This is a genomic window from Listeria weihenstephanensis (genome assembly GCF_003534205.1).
In the GTDB taxonomy this organism is placed as follows: domain Bacteria; phylum Bacillota; class Bacilli; order Lactobacillales; family Listeriaceae; genus Listeria_A; species Listeria_A weihenstephanensis.
Map to the genome: position 1 here is coordinate 1,416,113 of NZ_CP011102.1, position 15,636 is coordinate 1,431,748.

Here is a 15,636-nt window from a genome sequence, read left to right on the forward strand (position 1 = left end):
TTGCACAGGATAAAAAGTGTGTGCTATAATGAGGTAGAATCGAAAAGAGGTGATTGGCATGCTTTTAGAATTTCCAACTAACGCAATAAACACAGACACAATCCCCATTTACAAACAATTAGCGAAGTCCAATCGTGCCTTAGCAGAATTAAAAGGCTTTTCAGCGACAATACCTAATAAACATATGCTGATCAATGCGATGACATTAAATGAGGCGAAGGATAGCTCGGAAATTGAGCAAATCGTTACGACGCATGATGATTTATACCAAGCGATGTCTAAGGACAAGGTACTGGATGCGGCGACGAAAGAAGTGCTCAGTTATCGGCACGCGGTATGGGAAGGCTATCAATTTATTTTAAAAAGAGGTTTTATCAGTACGAACTTATTAGCGCATATTCAGCGTGTGATTGAAAATAATAAAAGTGGTATTCGGAAGGTTTTAGGTACGGAGATTAGGAATATGACAACAGGTGAGGTAATTTATACGCCACCGCAAACAGAAGAGGAAATTAGACGGTTGCTTGCTAATCTCGAGACTTATATTAACACCGAAGATGATACAGATCCTTTGATTAAACTGGCGTTGATTCACTATCAATTTGAAGCGATTCATCCATTTTATGATGGGAACGGTCGGACAGGCAGGATTTTAAATATTTTGTATCTAGTTTTAATGGATTTGTTAGATAGCCCTGTACTTTATCTTAGTAAGTATATTTTACGGACGAAGAAGGAATACTACGCCTTACTCCAAGGGATTCAGCAAGACATAAGTGGATTTGAAGGCTGGATTGTTTATATTTTGAAAGGGGTAGAGGAAACAGCGAAGAATACATTGAAGATCATTCGTTCTATCACAGATGCTATGGATGGTTACGGTATCGAACTCAGAGAAAAGTTGCCGAAAATTTATTCTAAAGAATTGGTGGAGGCGCTGTTTTTTGAGTTTTATACGAAAACAATATACATGGAGCGGGATTTGAGGATTTCTAGGAGAACGGCTGTGACTTATTTGAAGAAGCTGGAGGAAAATGGATTTTTAACCTCGGAAATGATCGGTCGGGAACGAGTGTACAAGAATGAAATATTATTTAATCTGATTAAGTTACACAATGAATGAGCAGTGCTTAAGAAAGACTGTTTGACTTGTTTTGACCTTTCCGTTATAATAAGCCTACGAAACTAGGATAGATGTGAGGAGATTGAATATGAAATTTGCAGAGCAGATGTTAGCGGCTTTAGAGCAAGAAAATTTGCCTGAGGCGCAGAAATATTTTGAGCAAGCCTTACAAGATGGAACGGATGAGGAACAGTATTGGTTGGCTGAACAACTGATGCAACTAGGTTTTTTAGAGGAAGCGGAAGATTTATATGAACTTTTGCTTGCGAAATATAAGGACGAGGGCGAGCTACTTGTTCGTGCTGCAGAGGTTGCGATTGAAAAAGATGATATCGAGAGCGCGATGGAGTATTTGGAGCAGGTAAATGCGCAGGACGATGCCTATCCTGAGAGTTTATTGGTGCTGGCCGACCTGTATCAAATGCAAGGACTTTTTGAAGTGACGGAGGCAAAGTTGCAGCAGGCGAAGTCTTTACTACCAAATGAGGCTGTGATTGATTTTGCACTCGGAGAATTTTATTTGTCTACGGCGCGATTTGCGTCGGCGGTACAGAGTTATCAAGCGGTTTTAGACGCTGGTGTGACGGAAGTTGCTGGTAGTCAAATTTACGAGCGTATTGCGGAAAGTTTGGCGAGCAGTGGTGCTTTTGAGGAAGCGATCCGTTATTATGAGAAGGCTCTTGCGGAACAGGAAGACGTGAATACGCTCTTTGGACTTGGTTTGACGAGTTTTCAAGCGAAGGATTACACGAAGGCGATTGATGCTTTGGAGCGATTGAAGGAGCATGATCCAGGATTCACGACGCTATACACGTATCTTGCTAAAAGTTATGAAGAAAACGGGGAAGCAGATAAGGCGCTGGAGGCTTTAGTCGATGGTTTGAAACAAGATGAGTTTAATAAAGAGCTATTTTTTGAAGCTGGAAAATTGGCTTGGAAAAACGATCAGGCAAAGGATGCCGAACATTACTTCCGCCAGGCGATTGCGCTTGATCCAGAGTTCGTTGATGCGATTTTAGAAGTGAATAAAATTTTGCTCAAGAAAGCAGATTATGAAGGTATTGTTGAGCTTGTGGAGTCGCTAGAACGTGAAATTTTAACAGAACCACAAATTTTCTGGGACGTAAGTGTTGCATATCAGGAATTAGATAACTATAATAAAGCCAAAGAAAGCTATGATTTAGCGCATCCACATTTTAGTGAGAATGCAACTTTCTTGAAGGAATATGGCTTATTCTTGCGAGAAGACGGCGATATTGCGAAATCAAAAGAAGTATTAGCACATTACTTGACGTTTGAGCCAGGTGATGAGGAAGTTTTAAGTTTATTAGATTATTAATCCCCATTTTGATGGGAAGGAGTGAGTAGAAATGAAAGCATCGATCAGTATTGAAGACAAGAAGGAATTTGTTAGATGGTTGTTGAATAAGCACCAAATGAAGATCAGAGAATCAATGTGGATTCTAAATTATATTGCAGGTCACGATCAAATCATGAAATACGTTCACTTCGTTGATAATGCAGAAGGGTGCCCTCGTGGACTTGTGCTCACTTCTCTAGGAGTGGATGACGAACCGTTTCGTTTCTTTAAAGGCGATATTGTAACGACCGATCCGGAGAAGGCATTTCATGATATCCGTTTGAATTGGGACGAAGATATATATATTCAATTGCATTTCCCAGAGGCGCTCACCTCCCCAAGATACGCCTTTGTACGCGAAGATAATCCATTCCAAGATTTGCTTATTACTGAAAAAGATAAGAAAGTTGCAGCGCAGTTCCTAGATACTGTTGTAGAACATTTTTCAAAAGAGAAATTACTACAAGAAATTGATGAGGCACTAGATGCACACGATGAAGAGAGATTTCAGAGCTTGATGGAACAAATGAAAAGCTGAAACGGCCCGTTATGTTGATGAACTTACAAACCGTAGTGTGCTTTGTTGTAGTGAATCAATAGGCAGTTGAGCAACGCGAAACTGACAACTATTTAGCTGTTAGGGGGCGCAGTAAAAGTCCTTTTTCGACTTTTATGGAGGCACCGAAAATTTCGAGGGTCTGGCTTCCGAAGCTGGATCCGAAGGCGCAAACATGAATTAACACAAAGAATTAGAGATCCCAGTTTTTTAGTCTCCAAATTTGATGGGAAAAACCCGTTTTTGGTTTTTGTGAAGGGCGTGAAGTTTTCGAGGAGTTGGCCGTTGAAGCTGGCTCGCCTGAAAAGCTGAAAGAGCCCGCTTAGCCTCGACAGAAATTGTTAGGGGGCGCAGTGAAAACCCTCTTTTTGTTTTTGCGGAGGCACCGAAATTTCCGAGAGGCTGGCTCTTGAAGCTGGATCCGAAGGCGCCGAACCTAAATCAACTCAAACATTGGAGATTTCTAAGCTTTCAGGTGCCGAACTCTTGAAAGCCTTAGGAAAATTAGGCAAACCAGCCCAAAAAACATCCGCCACAAGCTGACGGATGTTTTTATTTAATTTTTAACAGCAAGTCTGGTATCATAGAAAAAGAGAGTTTAGAGGGGGAGCATAATGTATCGATACTTAGCGAACAGATCTTTCTTAAGATTACTGTTCATCGTCAATTTATTAGGAGCAGTGTACGGATACATTTGGTACTTGCCTCAACTTAAAATTACAGAGCCACGCTATTGGCTGTTTGTTCCAGATAGTCCTACGGCGATCCTATTTTTCGTATTTGTATTGATGGCTTGGCTTGCAAAAAAACATTGGCCTTTAATGGAAGCATTAGCATTCGTTTGTTTGGTTAAGTACGGATTATGGGCTGTTGGAATGAATGTAGCTTACATGATAAATCTGGGATATTTGGATATGATGAGCCTAATGTTACTTTGCTCGCATGGTTTAATGGCTGTTCAAGGACTTTTGTACGCCCCATTTTACCGTATCAAATTCGAACATTTCGCGATTGCAGCAATTTGGGTGTTACATAATGATGTCATTGATTATTTATTTGGTCAAATGCCAATTTATGGTGGGCTAGATCAATATATCACGACGATCGGTTACTGCACCTTCTGGTTAACAATCTTCGTTTTATGGACCGTTTATGAAAAAACACTGAAAAAGGATGCGTTTAAATTAGAATTTCCTCATGAAGCTTAAAAACGGTTGAGGTTTGGCGCTTTCTCCTTTATAATTAAAGTAATAAGTAGTAGGAGGACGGGGATTTATATGAGTATTCAAATGTATATTGTTTATTTTCTGATCGTGGCATTAATACCTTTATGGGCGCAGTATCGTGTCAAAAGCACATATTCGCACTATTCGAAGGTGGCAATACGTACTGGCTTAACAGGAGCACAAGTGGCGCGCCAAATTTTGGATGCAAACGGCTTATCCAATGTTCCAGTTCAAGAAACAGGTGGCGTATTAAGCGATCACTATGATCCACGTAAAAAAGCGGTTTTCTTATCTTCCGCAAACTTCAATGGTCGGTCTATTGCTGGAACGGCGGTAGCGGCACATGAAGTGGGGCACGCGATACAAGATGCACAAGACTACACGTTTATGCGTTTTCGTTCCGCGCTTGTTCCAATTACAATGTTCAGTTCGAACGCTTCTTGGGTGTTCTTAATCATCGGGATGTTAGCGACAATTCCGAGTTTAATGTTAATTGGTATTGTTCTGATGGCTATCGGCGTGTTATTCCAGTTAATTACGTTACCAGTCGAATTTGATGCCTCCAAACGGGCTCTAGTACAAATTAATCAATTAGGCTTGGTCGAAGCAGACGAATTACCACAAGCTCGTAAGGTACTTAGTGCAGCCGCAATGACATATGTTGCAGCCATGGCTGTTGCTGTTTTGGAACTTTTGAGATTGATCTTAATTTTTACAGGTATGAATCGAAATTAGTTGTCGAAAAACGCTCTGTTAAATGGGCGTTTTTTGATGGAATAAAGGATGGGATATAAGGTGGATTTTGATGTTATCGTTATCGGTGGTGGGCCATCGGGATTAATGGCGGCAATCGCTGCAGCAGAGAAGAATAAACGGGTTCTACTCGTTGAAAAAGGTCCGAAACTAGGCCGAAAATTGATTTTGTCGGGTGGGGGACGTTGTAACGTAACAAATCGCAAACCTGCGGAGGAAATTATTAAGAATATACCAGGAAATGGGCGTTTTATGTACAGTCCTTTTGCGGAGTTTAACAATGAAGATATTATCGCTTTTTTTGAGAAGCTTGGTGTTGCTTTGAAAGAGGAGGATCACGGGCGCATGTTCCCAGTAACGGACAGCGCACGTTCGGTCGCAGATGCGATGATTTCAAGACTAGGTAAGCTTGGTGTGAAAATTTACATGAAAACACCGGTAAAGCGAGTGAATTATGAAAATGGTGAAGTGGTTGGAATTACACTTGTCGATGGTCAAGAAATCGGCGCGCGTTCCGTGATCGTGGCAGTTGGTGGGAAATCCGTACCGCGAACAGGATCAACAGGTGACGGCTATGCATGGGCAAAAGAGGCAGGACACACGATTACCGAGCTATATCCAACAGAAGTTCCGATCACATCTGCCGAACGTTTTATCAAAAGTAAAGTCTTACAAGGCATCTCTCTTCGTGATGTGGCGCTTTCTGTGTTGAATCCAAAAGGAAAAGCGATTATCACGCATCAAATGGATATGATTTTTACGCATTTTGGTATCTCTGGACCAGCAGCTCTTCGTTGTAGCCAATTCGTGATTCAAGGTCTTAAAAAATTTAACGTACCAGAATTAACGATGATGATAGATTTTTTCCCAGATCTTTCAAAGAGTGAGATAGAGCAACAAGTGATGGAACTCGTGAAAGACAATCCTAAAAAAGCGGTAAAAAATGCGCTGAAATCAGTGATGCAGGAGCGGATGCTTGTATTCCTGTTAGAACGAGCAGAAATTGATATCGATGCAGATTGTGTTTCCGTTTCACAAAAAAAATGGCAAACCTTCGTTGATTCGTTGAAAAAATTCACTTTTCGTGTGAATGGGACGCTTGACTTTGAAAAAGCTTTTGTGACGGGAGGCGGTGTTTCTGTCAAGGAAGTTATGCCAAAAGAAATGCAGTCGAAAATGATGCCAGGATTATTCTTTTGTGGTGAAATTTTAGATATTAACGGTTATACAGGTGGTTACAATATTACATGTGCGCTTGTAACCGGTCGTCTGGCTGGTATAAACGCCGCGCTAAGATAAAAAAAGTTGAAGTGCCTCAAGAGAGAGGTTACTTCAACTTTTTTGGTTTGAATGAACTTTCATATTGCGAGATCCATTGATCCACGGTAATTTTACTAGCCAATTCACCGATGAGTTCGTAGGGGGTTTTCTTTGGGTTGGTGAATCGGATACAGCCTTTACCCATGTTGAGTTTCGTTGTCATATAGTTTGGATACTCCGCTTGGAACCAAGAAAGTAGCTCTGAATCTGCGTATATTCCCAAATGATGAACAGCGATATTACTTTTCTGTGCAGCAATCGCGATAAATGGTAGAGAAAGGCTGGTATCGCAATGGTAGCCGTCAGGATAACGCGATTTTGGAACAACGTAAGACGGCATGCCATATTGGATTTCTTTTTCAAAGCCTTCGGGAATATTGGCATCAATAACTTGCATCAACTGTATGAAAGCGGCTTTTTTCTCAGGATCGATGTCTTCTATATACTCTTCAATAGTCATGATTTTCCTCCTATGTCTTGTATAAATTGTTGGACAATTTCGTCGCGTCGTTCTAGAAAAATAGGATTATCGCGACGGGGATGAACACGATTTGTTAGCACGATTAGCGCCGTTTTTTGCGGTACGTCTATCACGATAAAAGTTCCAGTAAAACCAGTGTGATAGAGGGCAAAATGATCGCCTGATGGAACGAGATCCCATCCAAGACCGCGTGATCGATTCAAAGTAGGCGTATAATTTTGACGCATTGCAGTAACGGTTTCCTTGGTTAAAATTGGGCCGCCATCATTGATAATCGCCTTTGCAAAACGGATTAAATCGGGCAATGTGCTGAATAATCCAGCGTGACCCGCGACGCCACGCATTTTCCAAGCTTTGAAATCATGTACTTCGCCAATAACCAGCCCGCGCTCGGGATGAAGCTCTGTCGGGACACAAGAATAAGGGTTACTCGGATGGAAACAACTATCCGTCATACCAATCGGGTCCAAAATACTGCTTTGGACTTGCTGCTCAAGGTTACCACCGAGTTGTTCCACGATATATCCTAAAAGTAAAAAGTTGGCATCAGCATACGAGACATTCGTCCCAGCAGGCATCCGTTGAGGCGTCTCGATGCAATAACGATAGACGTCTTCTTTTGTATCAATCTGAAACCCAGGAATATTTTTCGCTAATCCAGAACTATGCGTTAAAAGTTGCAAAATAGTAACCTCAGGATAGCGGAAATCAGGGAGGTAATCGCAAACTTTATCAACTATAGCGATTTTACCCGCTTCCATATGTTGTAAAAGGAGCGTTGTTGTGGCGATCACTTTTGTTAGGGAGGCAATATCGTAGACTGCTTCTGGTTCCAGCGTTATTTTTTCAGGAATATATTGTTTTAGGCCGATTACGTGTTGCTTTGTGCGATGCGGCGTGATAAGTGCGTAGGAAATGCCCGGAACAATCTCATCGGCGACTAGTTTTTTTAATAACGTATCTAACATTGGCTTCCCTCATTCCTTAATATTTAGGTGTCCAAATCGCATCATTGACAGCAATTAGTGGATCGCTAATTTCACGCCCATTTAGACCGAGTTCGAGCGTTTTTTTCACAACTGCCAATGTGACAGCATGCGATGTGTCGCGTAATGTTTCCACTGGTGGCAATAAAGCAGCACCGATTTTTGTGATATCACGGACTTGCGTTGCTACAGCATGACTTGCCGCGGCTAACATTTCGTCGGTAATGGCTGTGGCTTCTGTGATAACGGCGGCCAAGCCAAGACCCGGATAGAGTAACGCATTATTGGCTTGCCCAATCGCATAGGTGTTACCATCATAGACGACAGGTGCAGAAGGGCTGCCAGTCACAACGAGAGCGCGTCCTTTTGTCCAAGTGATGATGTCATGCGCTGTCGCCTCAGCAAGCTTCGTAGGGTTTGATAATGGCAAAATAGCAGGTCGCTCTACATGGCGGTTCATTTCACTAACGATCTCCTCAGAAAATGCGCCAGTCACGCCAGAACAACCAATTAGCATCGTCGGTTTGACATGCGAAACAATGGCAGACAATGTCGTTAGGGGCTCACTAAATTCTTTGTGATTACGTGCAAATTTTTTCTGTCCAGAAGTGAGGTTAGGTAAGAGATCTGTCACAAGTCCTGGTCGGTCGACAAGATAGAAACGTTTTTTAGCTTCTGCTGCCGTTAACCCTTCATTCGTGACCATCTCCGCCGTCAGTTGATCCGCAATACCGATCCCAGCGGTGCCAGCACCAAAAATGACGATTCGTTGTTCTCCGAGAGGTAGCTTTGAAACACGCGTTGTCGCAAGCGCTGCAGCCACAACCATTGCACCAGTACCTTGAATATCATCATTAAATGTACACAGTTGATCACGATACGTATCTAAAATTCGACTTGCATTGGCACGCCCGAAATCTTCCCAATGAAGAACAGCCTTTGGAAATGAAACTTTTACAGCATCAACAAATTTAGCAATAAATGCATCATAAGTCGCCGTTTCAAGTCGCGGTTTCGGAACGCCTAAATAGCGTGAATCTTCACGTAATGCTTCGTTATTTGTACCAGCATCAATGACGATTGGAAGGACGCAATCAGGTGCAAGTCCTGCAGCAACGGTATAAACGGCTAACTTCCCAATCGCAATGCTAACTCCATTTAACCCCCAATCGCCAATTCCTAAAACACCCTCACCATCCGTGACTACGATCATTTTTATCTTGTCAGGAGAAGGCACGTTTTTTGTAAAAATAGAGACGAGATCTATTTCAGAATCAGCCTGTAAAAAGAGGGCATCCTGCGGTTTCTCCCAGTTTTCATGGTAGCTCATAACAGCATCGCCAATCGTTGGTGTGTAAATAATTGGCATTAACTCTGTAACATGATCCAATACTAACTTGTAAAATAATGTTCGGTTATCGCTATACATCGACATTAAAAATAGATGTTTTTCAAGCGCCGTCGTTTTTTTATTTAAAGCTATGTAAGCGCGCTCTGTTTGTTCCTCCAATGTTTCAATCGTAGCTGGTAGCAAGCCATTTAGTCCCCACGAGTCGCGTTCTTCTTTTGTAAAAGCAGTTCCTTTATTTTGAAAAGGATCTTGTAATCGGGCGTATCCATTCTTCATTTTCCATCCCACTCCTTTAGTTATCCTAGCTATATTCTACACTAGATAGGGCACAAAAATCGACTAATTCTATCCCACTTGTCATAAATGTTCGGAATTTGTATAATGGGAGGAGTTAGGTGGGATGAATGACATGGAAAAAATCGTAATTATCGGTGGGGGAATCGTCGGCATGACCGCGGCGTACTTACTTGCCAAGCAACAAAAAGAAGTGATTCTGATCGATCGAAAAGAACCTGGTCAAGCAACAATTGCCGCAGCAGGAATCATCTGTCCGTGGCTTTCCAAACGAAGAAATAAAATATGGTATGAACTTGCAAAAGATAGCGCTCGTTTTTACCCTCAAATAATGGCAGAATTAGCGCAAGATACGGCGAAAAATACGGGTTATAAAATGCTTGGGGCGCTTTGTTTACGAGAAGATGAGGAAAAACTAATGGAATTAGAACAAATCGCGATAGAAAGATGTCAAGAAGCTCCAGAAATTGGAGATATTAAACGTTTATCACGCGCAGAAACAAAAGAGAAGTTCCCGTTGGTAGACCCAGCATTTGGCGGTGTTTATGTGAGCGGCGGCGCACGAGTAGACGGGGAATCCTTGGTTTTGGCGCTTGCGGATGCAGCAACCAGACAGGGCGCTATGATTATTAAAGACAAAGCACGCTTAGAAAAAAACGGCGAAACGCTAACAGTTGTTACAAATGATACGCGTTTTTCCGCAGATAAAATAATTCTTGCAGCGGGCGCATGGCTTCCAGAATTACTACAACCATTGGGCCTTCAAGCAGCGATTCATCCACAAAAAGGACAGTTGCTCCATCTCGAATTAGAAGGGATGGATACGAATAATTGGCCTGTCGTCTTGCCACCAAGCGCTAAAAGTATTGTCCCGTTTGATGATGGACGGATGATTATTGGCGCTACTCATGAAAATGAAGGCGGTTTTGATTTAGAACCGACAGATATTGCTGTAAAAGAGATATTGGATGATATTGCTCGTTTTGCTCCAGCTGTCAAACAAGCGAAATTAGCAGAAATTCGTGTCGGAACAAGGCCGTTCACGCCTGATTTCACGCCGATTATTGGTGTTTTACCAACGACTAAAAATATTTTTGTAGCGAATGGCTTAGGTTCATCGGGTCTAACAACTGGGCCATACGTCGCTAAAATTCTTGTAGAGTTAATCGCAGGCCAGACTCCAAAAACCGATATTTCAGGATTTGATCCGAGTAACGCCATCACGTCATAAAATTAAAAAGACATCTCGCCATTTTTTCGGCACGATGTCTTTTTATGTGTTACTTCATAATCCTACGCAATTGCTTCAAATACTGATATTTCACTAGGAAATAATAGAGACTTTGTACAAGGATAAAAATGCTAATGACGATAGCAACATTTTTCCAAATTTGGAAGTCTAGAAGGTTTTGCAAAGCTATGAAAGCAACGAGTGAATGAATGATCGCAACGAGAAGTGGTAAAAAGAACATGACGCGAAGTTGTCGTGCCACAATTTTATGCAATTCGGGCTTCGTTAAACCAATTTTGAAAAGCATTTTATATTGCTGCTCGTCTCGTTTTAAGTCGCTGTGTAAGCGAAGGTAGATAAACCCAGCGGAAAAAGTATAGAAAACGGCGCCACAAAGCACAGTTAGCAACAATAGTAATCCATTAACTTGTTGCATATTCTTCCACTCCATAGCAAGTGATTCGAAGCTCGCATACTCGTTTGTTTCTGAATCTTGCTTCTTTTCATTCCATTGATACACGTGTTCTCGCAGTTTTTTTGCAGTGGCAACCGTATTTTCCCAATCAGCCATATGGAAAACAGCGTAGTGTATCTCAGAATTCGGACTTTCCTCTGGATTTTTGAAAGGAATCTCTGCATTCCGAACAAGCGTGTCAATATCCGATTGATTGGCGATGATGGTTACGTCTTCTATACTGCTCATACTATAGTTGAACGCAAATCGATTGAGTGGTGCTACTTTATCAACAGGCATCGTTATTTCCCCATTTTCAAATTGGAAATCGATTTGTTTTGGCTTGTTGGCGGAGAGTTCATCTAGGCTAGGATTACTGCTTGGAAGCAATATGACGCTGCCTTTTGGTGTACTGAGATGTGGCTCGTCGCGCAAGACCATTAATTTATTGTAATCATCTACCGAAAGCAACGTATAGTAGGAATCACCAGCACTGATTTGATGAAAACGCCCGCTGGCTTCTTTGTAGCTCTCCTTTTTAAAAGCATTTTCCGTGTACTGGATTAAATCTGGGCTCACCGAATTTTTCCCAAAAGATGTATAGGTTATCGCATATGGATTTTGTGACATTTCTGCAAGTCCGCTACTACCAATCGCTGAACTCGTGCCCATCGCAGTGATCGCTGTTGCTGAAATAACGGCGACAATAAAAAAAGTGCTAACGTTATCGCGCATCTGATAGATAAGCTCTGAAAAAGTAAGCAAATTGGTCCGTTTGAAGAAGAAGTGCTCTTTCTTGCGCAACCGATTAAGAACGAAAACAAGCAGCTGGCTGAAGAAGAAATAAGTACCAACAACGACGAGTATCACACCAGAAAAAAGCGGTAAGAGTGAGAAAGACGTTCGGTTTGCAAAGACTAGCACGACGCCATATCCCGTGACAATTAGAACGACGGCAAGTAGTGCAATATACCAAGCAGCTTTAATTTCTTTTTTTGGCTGTTGTTGTGATGCAAGTAGAGCTTTCAAATTATTAACGCGAACCGTAAACGAGGTCACGAAAGAAATAATTAAAAACATCAGACCAAAAACGAGAAGTGTGAGTAACATTGGCTTCCATGGTAAGTAAAAAGGCAATGTTTTTGTTAAGGAAAGGATGTTTGAACAAATTAATAAAATAACTTTTGAAAAAATAAAGCCAAAAATAATACCACAAAAAACGGCAGCAAGACCGGCCAACATATTCTCCCAAAAGATCAATTTTACGAGTTGTTTTTTGTTTATACCTTGTATTAGAAGTAGGCCAAATTCAGCTTTTCGCGTTTTTAAAAAGGTACTGACCGCATAAAAAATCGCAAAAGCGGAAAAAATAACGATAATTACCTGTGAAATTTGAAAACCAACCATTGCAAAGTAGCTCATCGTTTCACTGGTAGAGTCGATATTATCTTTGAACTCTGGATGAAAAACGAGTAGTGCGTAAACGAAAAACATCGTGACTGCAAAAAAACTAGTGAAAAAATAAGGGCCGTAAACTTTCGGATTACGGCGTACATTATTAATGACGAACTGGCGGAATGACATGCTGTTTTCCTCCTAGTAAAGTCAATGTATCCATAATTTGTTGATAAAAAACAGCCGTATTATCGCCGCGGTAAATTTCGTTGTAAAGCGAACCATCTTTAATGAAAACGACACGGTCACAATAAGAGGCGGCTTGTGGATCATGGGTAACAAGTAGGATTGTTGCTTCTTCTTTTTTGTTTAAAGTGCTCAGTAACTGCATGACTTCCTCACTATTTTTAGAATCAAGATTTCCCGTAGGCTCATCGGCTAAAAATAATTTTGGTTCGTGTATTGCGGCTCGGGCAACGGCAGTACGCTGGGATTCACCGCCAGATATCTCATATGTTCGTTTGGGAAGAATGTGCGAAATGCCAAGTTTTTCAGCGATAATCGCTAATTTTTCATTCATTATGTCAAGTGAAGTACCATCTAACGTTAGCGGGAGCAGAATATTTTCTCGTACGGTCAATGTATCGAGCAGATTAAAAGATTGAAAAATGAACCCCAGCTCTTTACGCCTGAATGCTGCTAATTCATTGAAGCTGAGGGAATACGGATTGGCTCCATTTATCATTACTGTCCCGCTAGTTGGCGGATCAATTGTAGCAATCATGTTCAGCAGCGTCGTTTTTCCGCTACCAGAAGGTCCCATAATACCTACAAATTCACCTTTTTCAACGGCTAAATCCAAGTTTGAGATGGCTTGATAGTTTACATTTCCTGTATATATTTTATTGACTTGTTCCACTTTTAGAAGTGTCATGTTTTTGCCTCCTTTGTTGTCTATGCTATTATTCTAGCAAAAGGTAGGAACGGGAAGTATCGAATGGGATGACAAAGTCTTACAGTGGTGTAAGTTTTGTTAGTTCCTAATAGGAATACGGATAAGAATAGTCGTACCAACGTTAATTTCAGATTCTATGGACAGCTGATAATCTAATTTTTTGCAGATTTCGGACACTAGAAAAAGTCCCATTCCTGTTGATTGCTGAAATTTCCGACCATTTTCACCTGTGAAGAAGGGACGGAATACGCGGGGTAAGTCAGCTTTTTCGATGCCAATTCCATGATCGCGAATCGTTAATTCATAGGTTGTTGCGCTTGTGACCGCCGATATTTCGACTGTATTTCCTTTTTGCGGGGAGTACTTAATGGCATTAGAAATAAGTTGACCGAGCAAAAAGATAAACCATTTCTTGTCTGTTTCAAGGAAAATCGTATCCTCAATCTGAACTTTCGGATAGAGTTGTTGCCTGATAAATAATCGTTTGTGATCGTTGACTGCTTCTGTGACGAGTGTTTTTAAATCGATATGTTCGACAACAAAGTCGTTTTCAAACGTCTCGAGGCGCGATGTATAAAGTACGGTATCGAGGCCTTGTTGTATTTTATCTGTTTCTTCTTGGATGCTCCGAAGTATAGTGTCAGACTGGTTTTGGGTCATTAGTTCAATAACGGAAACGGGTGTTTTCATTTGATGAACCCATTGATTAATGAAGATATTACGATCGGCATCTTTTGCTCGCCATTTCTGTAAATCTATTTGGTATGCTTGATATTGCTTTGATAAATATAATTCGAAGCTTTGGCTAAATGGTGACCCTTCATCCAAGCGAAATTCAGAAGCAATTTTATCTGGGTGTGTCAATCGCTCGAAAACGCGACGATAAGCGATATAACGCACAGCTAAGAATAGAATCGTGAGAACAGCCCACAAAAAGATTACGTAGAGAATTAAACGATGATTTTTATAGCCATCCAGCCAAAAAATAGCGATGGTAGATAGGACGAGAATCAGGGTGTATAGTAGAAATGAGAGGTGACTTCGAATGAATAAACGCATTACGATTCCTCCTTATACACCCACTGATAGCCGTAGCCTCGAACTGATTTGATAGAATCTTTGACGCCGAGATCAAGCAATTTTTTGCGTAATCTTGTAACGTTTACACTGAGTGTATTGTCATCGATGAACGAGATTTCATCCCAAATTTCTTCGTAAAGCAAATCGCGATTAGCAACATTTGGAGCGCTGCGCCACATAACTTCTAAAAGTTTGGCCTCGTTTTTGCTGAGTTCAATGGCTTTTCCAGCGCGTTCTATGGTGAATTTTAAGGGATAGAAAGATAGGCTGCCTTCGTGAAATTCTGGTTCTTGATAGGGGTTTGCGAAATCACCATAGACACGGCGCAATTGGGCACGGACTTTGGCAATAACGACTTGGTAGGAGAATGGCTTTGTAATATAGTCGTCGGCACCGTTTTCAAGTGCCATAACTTGGTCGAGTTCTCCGTCGCGCGCGGAAATGAAGATGATTGGGCACACTGAAACTTCACGGATTTTGCGGCACCAGAAATAACCGTCATACTTGGGTAGATTGATGTCTAGTAGGACGAGGTGTGGGGATAGCTCGTTGAATAGAGGCATGATGTCATCGAAGTCTGTTGTTATGTGTGCATTTAAATTATATTTTTTGAGGTAATCTTGTAAGAGAGTCGCGATTTTTTTGTCATCTTCTATTATTAGTATTTTTTCCATGGGTTGGTCCTTTCTGGGTTTTGTTGAGGCTCTTATGAGGCATCCCTTGCCGATTTAGAGCCTCAATATGCATGAGAACGTAGTGAGCATGTAATCCATCAGTGGCTCTTAGACGCCAAGTTCGGAAACTGCCTCCTGTTTTTTATGGAAGTTTGGGCATCTCGAGGATAAAGAATATCGAGATTCGTGCTTGAGTCATGTTCCGCGCCTTCGGATCTAGCTCCAACAGCCAGCTCCTCGAAATTTTCGGTACCTCCGCAAAAGTCGAAAGAGGACTTTTACTGCGCCCCCTAACAAATTTTGTCGGATCTAACGGGCTGTTTCCGCTTTTCAGGTGATCTAGCTCCAACAGCCAGCTCCTCGAAATTTTCGGTACCTCCGCAAAAGTCGAAAGAGG

The 15,636-nt window shown here is 41.5% G+C and carries 14 protein-coding genes; 7 read left to right on the forward strand and 7 right to left on the reverse strand.

Features of this window, described 5'->3' with window-relative positions; genetic code table 11:
* The first annotated feature begins 58 nt into the window (after positions 1-58).
* The 6 genes from UE46_RS06910 (at position 59) to UE46_RS06935 (ending at position 6,317) form a co-directional block, all read left to right on the forward strand.
* On the forward strand, positions 59-1,123 hold the full coding sequence (locus UE46_RS06910; RefSeq protein ID WP_036061278.1) for a Fic family protein: 1,065 nt from the start codon (positions 59-61) through the stop codon (positions 1,121-1,123).
* 88 nt (positions 1,124-1,211) lie between these two features.
* A complete protein-coding gene (locus UE46_RS06915; protein ID WP_036061276.1) occupies positions 1,212-2,462 on the forward strand; it encodes a tetratricopeptide repeat protein in 1,251 nt (416 codons plus the stop codon).
* 31 nt (positions 2,463-2,493) lie between these two features.
* Complete coding sequence (locus UE46_RS06920) at positions 2,494-3,021, forward strand: ReoY family proteolytic degradation factor (RefSeq protein WP_036061275.1); 528 nt, start codon at positions 2,494-2,496, stop codon at positions 3,019-3,021.
* 629 nt (positions 3,022-3,650) lie between these two features.
* Positions 3,651-4,247 carry a lipoprotein heptaprenylglyceryl N-acetyltransferase LhaT gene (gene lhaT, locus UE46_RS06925; RefSeq protein ID WP_118907495.1) on the forward strand — a complete coding sequence of 199 codons (597 nt, stop codon included), beginning with the start codon at positions 3,651-3,653 and terminating at the stop codon, positions 4,245-4,247.
* A 69-nt stretch (positions 4,248-4,316) separates the two neighbouring features.
* Positions 4,317-5,000, forward strand: coding sequence for a zinc metallopeptidase (locus UE46_RS06930; RefSeq protein ID WP_036061269.1), 684 nt, complete (start codon positions 4,317-4,319; stop codon positions 4,998-5,000).
* A gap of 60 nt (positions 5,001-5,060) precedes the next feature.
* Positions 5,061-6,317 (forward strand): BaiN/RdsA family NAD(P)/FAD-dependent oxidoreductase, encoded by a 1,257-nt coding sequence (locus tag UE46_RS06935; protein ID WP_118907816.1) that lies wholly within the window; start codon positions 5,061-5,063, stop codon positions 6,315-6,317.
* 28 nt (positions 6,318-6,345) lie between these two features.
* Here the strand turns inward: UE46_RS06935 and UE46_RS06940 are convergent, their stop codons facing one another.
* Genes UE46_RS06940 through UE46_RS06950 form a run of 3 tightly spaced genes read right to left on the reverse strand, consistent with a single transcriptional unit; the run spans position 6,346 to position 9,432 of the window.
* Positions 6,346-6,798 carry a DUF1801 domain-containing protein gene (locus UE46_RS06940; protein WP_036061268.1) on the reverse strand — a complete coding sequence of 151 codons (453 nt, stop codon included), beginning with the start codon at positions 6,796-6,798 and terminating at the stop codon, positions 6,346-6,348.
* Positions 6,795-7,787 carry a serine hydrolase domain-containing protein gene (locus UE46_RS06945; protein WP_036061266.1) on the reverse strand — a complete coding sequence of 331 codons (993 nt, stop codon included), beginning with the start codon at positions 7,785-7,787 and terminating at the stop codon, positions 6,795-6,797. Before UE46_RS06945 ends, UE46_RS06940 begins: the two co-directional genes overlap by 4 nt.
* Before the next feature lie 16 nt (positions 7,788-7,803).
* Positions 7,804-9,432 (reverse strand): NAD-dependent malic enzyme, encoded by a 1,629-nt coding sequence (locus UE46_RS06950; protein ID WP_118907496.1) that lies wholly within the window; start codon positions 9,430-9,432, stop codon positions 7,804-7,806.
* A gap of 133 nt (positions 9,433-9,565) precedes the next feature.
* Here UE46_RS06950 and UE46_RS06955 point away from each other — a divergent pair, with 133 nt between their 5' ends.
* Positions 9,566-10,681 (forward strand): NAD(P)/FAD-dependent oxidoreductase, encoded by a 1,116-nt coding sequence (locus UE46_RS06955; RefSeq protein ID WP_233230999.1) that lies wholly within the window; start codon positions 9,566-9,568, stop codon positions 10,679-10,681.
* 49 nt (positions 10,682-10,730) lie between these two features.
* Here the strand turns inward: UE46_RS06955 and UE46_RS06960 are convergent, their stop codons facing one another.
* The 4 genes from UE46_RS06960 to UE46_RS06975 all read right to left on the reverse strand — a co-directional run bounded on the left by UE46_RS06960 (position 10,731) and on the right by UE46_RS06975 (position 15,239).
* Positions 10,731-12,719, reverse strand: a complete 1,989-nt coding sequence (locus tag UE46_RS06960) for an ABC transporter permease (RefSeq protein ID WP_036061264.1) — start codon at positions 12,717-12,719, stop codon at positions 10,731-10,733.
* Positions 12,694-13,464 (reverse strand): ABC transporter ATP-binding protein, encoded by a 771-nt coding sequence (locus UE46_RS06965; RefSeq protein ID WP_036061263.1) that lies wholly within the window; start codon positions 13,462-13,464, stop codon positions 12,694-12,696. The genes UE46_RS06960 and UE46_RS06965 overlap by 26 nt, the downstream gene beginning before the upstream one ends.
* 99 nt (positions 13,465-13,563) lie before the next feature.
* The gene (locus tag UE46_RS06970; protein WP_036061262.1) at positions 13,564-14,544 is read right to left on the reverse strand and encodes a sensor histidine kinase; all 981 of its coding nucleotides are present in this window, start codon (positions 14,542-14,544) and stop codon (positions 13,564-13,566) included.
* Entirely contained in the window at positions 14,544-15,239 is a 696-nt protein-coding gene (locus tag UE46_RS06975; protein ID WP_036061261.1) for a response regulator transcription factor, read from the reverse strand. Before UE46_RS06975 ends, UE46_RS06970 begins: the two co-directional genes overlap by 1 nt.
* Positions 15,240-15,636 lie beyond the last annotated feature (397 nt).